We start from the raw sequence: 4,805 nt of genomic DNA, 5'->3' as shown, positions 1-4,805 counted from the left end.
AGGCTAAGTTTTTACTAAAAATAGCAAAAATATTCCTATTCATAGAAATTGAAAGATTTATTCAACAGTCTTTTAGAGTTTAAGAAAGAATAATTTTTATTATATTCTTGTAAGCCCTCTCTTAAAGTAAGCTCACAATTTTGTTTTAAATATTGCATTGTAAATTTACAAAAACATTTTTAATGTAAGAAATATTATATAGATAAAAAATATAGAAAAACTAATAAAAATTAGTTTTGAGAATCATCAGTAGCTTCTTCTTTTTTATTACAACAGCTTTTATCAGAGCCAGTTTTACCGCATGAACTACTACAATCAGAGCCACAGCAATGACCTTTTTTATGATATTTAGCAGCAAATAAAACTAAAATAATAGATACTACAACTAACCATGTATTTTCATGTATAGATCCAGGAAAAATACATAAAATTAAAGTAATAATTTTTAGTGCTACAGCGACACCAAGAATAGTTAAAAATACAGCTAAAGCACATAGACCAAACTGTTTACCACAAGATTCATTTTCTTTAAAAGGGCACTTCATTTATATTCTCCTTATGTTTTAATTACATTTATATTTTAGCAATAAAAATGAATCTAGCATAGAAAAGAATAATTAAGTAAAAATTATGAATTAGTGTCTAGTTATATAATTCAAACTAACTGCAAAAAGAATAATTATTAAAGATATCCAAACAGTTAAGTTAGATGGATCATGGTTTATTAAAATTCCAAAAATAACTCCAAATAATGGAACAAGATAGTTTGTAAATGATGTAAATATAGGACCGGCAAGTTTTATAAGAGATGAATATAAAAAATAAACAATACCAGCACAAAAAACTCCTAAGTATAGCAAAGAAGATAAAGATAATATCGAACAATGTATACTGCTATCATTAGGTCTAAATATAATTGTTAATATGATTAATTGAATAGTTGAAGAAATAAGAAGATTTCTTGAAACTATAACAGGATGATCATCAAAACAAAATTTGCTTAATAATAGTAAAGATAAAGCAAAAGATGTTGTTGCGATTAATATAGCTAGTATTCCTAATATATTAAAAGAATTATTTCCTAATATTAGGTCAGGATAAAACAGTACTATAAGACCAATAAATCCAACAGAAATACTTAATATGTTTGATATAGTAATTCTTGATTTTACTATAAAAGGGCCTAATAAAACTACAAAGAAAGGTACTGTTCCTGTTAAAATAGCCGTGATTGAAGGGCTTGCAAATTTTTGTCCCCAAGGTATTAACATAAAAGGCATAGTGGCTTCTAAAAAAGCTATTAATGAATATATAGCAAACCCTTTTTTAAAAGGGTTTGATTTTAGTTTTAGTAAGTAGCAAATACAGCAAAGTACAATACAACCAATTGAAGATCGTGCTAGAGCTATCAGTATGGGAGGGAAGTTTTCTATAGCTTCCTTTTGAATAATAAATTGTGATCCCCAAATGAGACCTATAGAAAAAAGAAGAAAATATTTTTTTAACATTTTTATTTAATATTATATTAATGAGCTGCTAATTTTATATAAATTTTTCACAGAATGCTAGAGGGTAAAAAAATAGAGTTTTACTTATTGTTAAAAAAATCTTGGTTATTTGTTGTCTTATTTGTAAGTAATTTACTGTAATTACTTTTTGTTTGTTGGCTTGTAGAGAAGTGATCAGGTCTATGTTGGAATGTACAACTATTTAAAAATATTACTAAAAAAACAAAGAATAGAATTTTTTTCATTTTATAAAAATTTATATGTATTTTTTATTAGTTAAATAATATCTTTTTGTAGGATAATTTAATAGGGCTTATTTAAAAAATCCCATCTTTGGTATATATAGCTTTATTAATTTATTAAAATAAATACTATGTTATAAAAATATAATAAATTTAGAGAGATTATAATATTATGATGAATGAAGAATATCTCTTAGATAACTATAAAAGGCCTAAGTTAGAAACTCCTGATGGTAGCAAAAAAGTATTGCTACATTCGTGTTGTGCTCCTTGTGCAGGTGAGGTTATGGATGCATTAGCAGCATCAGGTATTGATGTTACTATCTTTTTTTATAACCCAAATATTCATCCAACAGAAGAATATATCATTAGAAAAGAAGAAAATAAAAGGTATGCTGATAAGTTAGGTATGGCATTTGTTGATGCTGATTATGATAAAGATAATTGGTTTAATCTGGCTAAAGGTATGGAAGATGAGCCAGAAAGAGGTATTAGATGTACGATGTGTTTTGATATGAGATTTGTCAAAACAGCTGAATATGCTAGTAAAAATGGTTTTACTCTTATATCTAGTACATTAGGAATTTCTAAATGGAAAAATATGGAGCAAATAAATACTTCAGGTAAAAAAGCGGCATCTTTATTTGAAAATATACAATATTGGGATTTTAATTGGCGCAAAAAAGGTGGCTCATATAGGATGCTAGAAATATCTAAGAAAGAGAAATTCTATCAACAGGAGTACTGTGGTTGCGCATATAGCCTTAGGGATACGAATAAATGGCGAGTTGAAAATGGCAAAGAAAAAATTAAAAGAGGCGTTAAATACTATTCGAATTAGGTTATATTCTTAATATAAAACATATATCTAAGAAGCAAACATTTTCTGTATTTTTTAGTTAAGATGCTAACTCTAATACAGGAGCTGAAAAAGAACTACTAGAAACTTGATTTGCTATTCCATAACTAAAACCTTTTGAAGTTAGACTTAAAATTACTGTTATTGTTAATATTATTTTTTTCATTTTTCTACATCACATAAAAGATCTTAATTTATGTATATATTATGAGGCATATCTCATAAAGTAAAATATATGATTTTTATTAATTCAATAAGTTTATCTTATAAAATATGGATTATTATTGTGTGTTACTTATTTTTTGCTTAAAAATATCATTATTAAATATATTAGTACCGGAATAAAAAGGGATTTTTCTTGAAAATTTGTAAAAATTATTCCACCTAAGATAGAACCTATTAGAAAAAATAATATTAGCATAGAATATAATTTTATTTTCCATATTTTTACTTTCTTTTTCTTTATCCAATAAGCTACTAGTATACCTAGATCAGTAGTTGTTCCTGTCATATGAGTTGTTCTAATAAGTGCCGATCCATAGTGCGTAGTCATAGCATTTTGTAGACCCATTGCCATTGCCAGTAAATATTGACAATATGTTTGCTTATAATAAATTAAAACTATAGAAATAGAGACTAGTATAAGTTGTAATATTAGGTTTGCTTTATATCTATAATCTTTATTGTAATTTATATCTTCAATAATTAAACCACTTAATATAGCACCAATTAAAAAAGAGATAACTAATAATATAGCACTTAAAAACATCATGTAATCATCTTTAGCTAAGTATGTCCCTGACAGAGCTATATTTCCGGTAACATAACCTACAGCATTATGTAAAAAACTAATTATAGTTGCTGCATTAATATATCCGCCATTTAATGATAATAGAATAACGGCTAGATATATCCATAGTGAGGATTGATGTATTGTATTTTTCATACTTATAAAGCCTTAAAGCCTAGAGTTTTAGTAGTAGAAATAGTCTAACTAAAAGGTATTAAGAAAGATCATTTTATCATTAAATGATTATATATGGATATATGGTAAGTATATAAAAAGATAAAAAATTGGATTTAGTAGTTATTTAATATATTTCGAGATATTTTTAGCTAATGTATAAACAGATTATTAAATTTTAAATTCTTTAATTATCACATCAATATTTGATATTTTTTTAATAGACTTATGAATTTCATCAGATGTATGATCTGGTTTTGTTTTAACAACGAAGCTTAAAGAGCTAGATTTTTTATATAGTCTATTAATAATACTTTTCTTGGAATTATCTTCTAATAAAGTAACATCATAACCTACTTTCCTTTGTAGATCATACCAGCAATCAATCACATAATTTCTTACGGTTTCATCAGCAATTCTATTAGCTACATGAGTCATATTTACTTCTTGTATTATATTTTGATTATCAGATATGTAATGAGATTTTATTATTGATAATAAATGCCTCATTTGTTGGTTTTCAACTAAGATACTCTTGTACATGATTAGTCTCCTTATAGTTGCTAAATAAAGTAGATTTATCAGTAAATAATATCTTTATTTTTTTATTATTTTCTTGCATCTTAAAACCTACTTTTGTTACTTATCTTTCGTATAAAAAACTTCTTTATAAAAAGTACTATAAGGAGTACGGAAATTAATATTAGCATTTTTTTTGCTTTAAAATAGTCTTGAAATTTTTCTAAAATTGCTCTCCTCATTGATATTTCTACATAAACGCATATATAAAAAATTCTTATACAATTTTTGCTTGACTTAAAGACTATTTTTTATATTTGAGAAATATTAGATTTAAAAGATAGAGTTTATAATAGTTCTAATGGATTAAGTATATACTCAAGGACTAGAGTGTTATATCATCATTAAACTTTATTATGATCTTTGCTAGATAAATTATAAATATATTTTTACTAAGATTAAGAGAAATTATAGCTTAAGACCAGCGTCTTCTTATTCTTTCATCATTCTTAGCTCTTCTGATAGATTCTCTTTTGGCAGCTTTTCTTTTTTCTGTAGGCTTAATATAGTGCATCCTTTCTTTAGCTTCTTGTCTAATGCCAGCATTATTACATAAGGTTTTAAACTTTCTTAAGTTAACAAAGACTGTTGAATTAATATCCCAAATTGTTAGATATATTTTGTAAAATACAGATGTTACAGATATTAGTATT

The 4,805-nt window shown here is 25.4% G+C and carries 7 protein-coding genes; 1 reads left to right on the top strand and 6 read right to left on the bottom strand.

The window, feature by feature from the left end; translation table 11 throughout:
- Nucleotides 1–230 precede the first annotated feature (230 nt).
- Both R8535_RS10615 and R8535_RS10610 read right to left on the bottom strand, forming a co-directional pair.
- Nucleotides 231–545, bottom strand: coding sequence for a hypothetical protein (locus R8535_RS10615; protein WP_329499087.1), 315 nt, complete (start codon nucleotides 543–545; stop codon nucleotides 231–233).
- A gap of 90 nt (nucleotides 546–635) precedes the next feature.
- Nucleotides 636–1,508: a DMT family transporter gene (locus R8535_RS10610; protein WP_329499085.1), complete on the bottom strand. Its 873-nt coding sequence runs from the start codon at nucleotides 1,506–1,508 to the stop codon at nucleotides 636–638.
- A gap of 414 nt (nucleotides 1,509–1,922) precedes the next feature.
- Between R8535_RS10610 and R8535_RS10605 the strand changes: the two genes are divergently transcribed.
- Complete coding sequence (locus tag R8535_RS10605) at nucleotides 1,923–2,591, top strand: epoxyqueuosine reductase QueH (RefSeq protein WP_329499083.1); 669 nt, start codon at nucleotides 1,923–1,925, stop codon at nucleotides 2,589–2,591.
- Between the two features lie 58 nt (nucleotides 2,592–2,649).
- Here the strand turns inward: R8535_RS10605 and R8535_RS10600 are convergent, their stop codons facing one another.
- From R8535_RS10600 to rpsU, 4 genes are all read right to left on the bottom strand, one after another.
- On the bottom strand, nucleotides 2,650–2,775 hold the full coding sequence (locus tag R8535_RS10600; RefSeq protein ID WP_329499081.1) for a hypothetical protein: 126 nt from the start codon (nucleotides 2,773–2,775) through the stop codon (nucleotides 2,650–2,652).
- Between the two features lie 129 nt (nucleotides 2,776–2,904).
- On the bottom strand, nucleotides 2,905–3,555 hold the full coding sequence (locus R8535_RS10595) for a YoaK family protein (RefSeq protein WP_329499079.1): 651 nt from the start codon (nucleotides 3,553–3,555) through the stop codon (nucleotides 2,905–2,907).
- 189 nt (nucleotides 3,556–3,744) lie between these two features.
- Complete coding sequence (locus tag R8535_RS10590; RefSeq protein WP_329499090.1) at nucleotides 3,745–4,119, bottom strand: normocyte binding protein 2b; 375 nt, start codon at nucleotides 4,117–4,119, stop codon at nucleotides 3,745–3,747.
- A 448-nt stretch (nucleotides 4,120–4,567) separates the two neighbouring features.
- Complete coding sequence (gene rpsU, locus R8535_RS10585) at nucleotides 4,568–4,771, bottom strand: 30S ribosomal protein S21 (RefSeq protein WP_329499089.1); 204 nt, start codon at nucleotides 4,769–4,771, stop codon at nucleotides 4,568–4,570.
- Between the last annotated feature and the right edge of the window lie 34 nt (nucleotides 4,772–4,805).

Origin of the sequence: Francisella sp. 19S2-4, assembly GCF_036281795.1 — a bacterium.
Lineage (GTDB): Bacteria > Pseudomonadota > Gammaproteobacteria > Francisellales > Francisellaceae > Francisella.
This window is presented reverse-complemented; position numbering and strand designations above follow the sequence as displayed.

Bases quoted from the DNA above. Each gene is read 5' to 3' on its own strand.
- R8535_RS10605 (WP_329499083.1), top strand. From the start codon at position 1,923: ATGATGAATGAAGAATATCTCTTAGATAACTATAAAAGGCCTAAGTTA.
- R8535_RS10595 (WP_329499079.1), bottom strand. From the start codon at position 3,555: ATGAAAAATACAATACATCAATCCTCACTATGGATATATCTAGCCGTT.
- R8535_RS10615 (WP_329499087.1), bottom strand. From the start codon at position 545: ATGAAGTGCCCTTTTAAAGAAAATGAATCTTGTGGTAAACAGTTTGGT.
- R8535_RS10600 (WP_329499081.1), bottom strand. From the start codon at position 2,775: ATGAAAAAAATAATATTAACAATAACAGTAATTTTAAGTCTAACTTCA.
- R8535_RS10610 (WP_329499085.1), bottom strand. From the start codon at position 1,508: ATGTTAAAAAAATATTTTCTTCTTTTTTCTATAGGTCTCATTTGGGGA.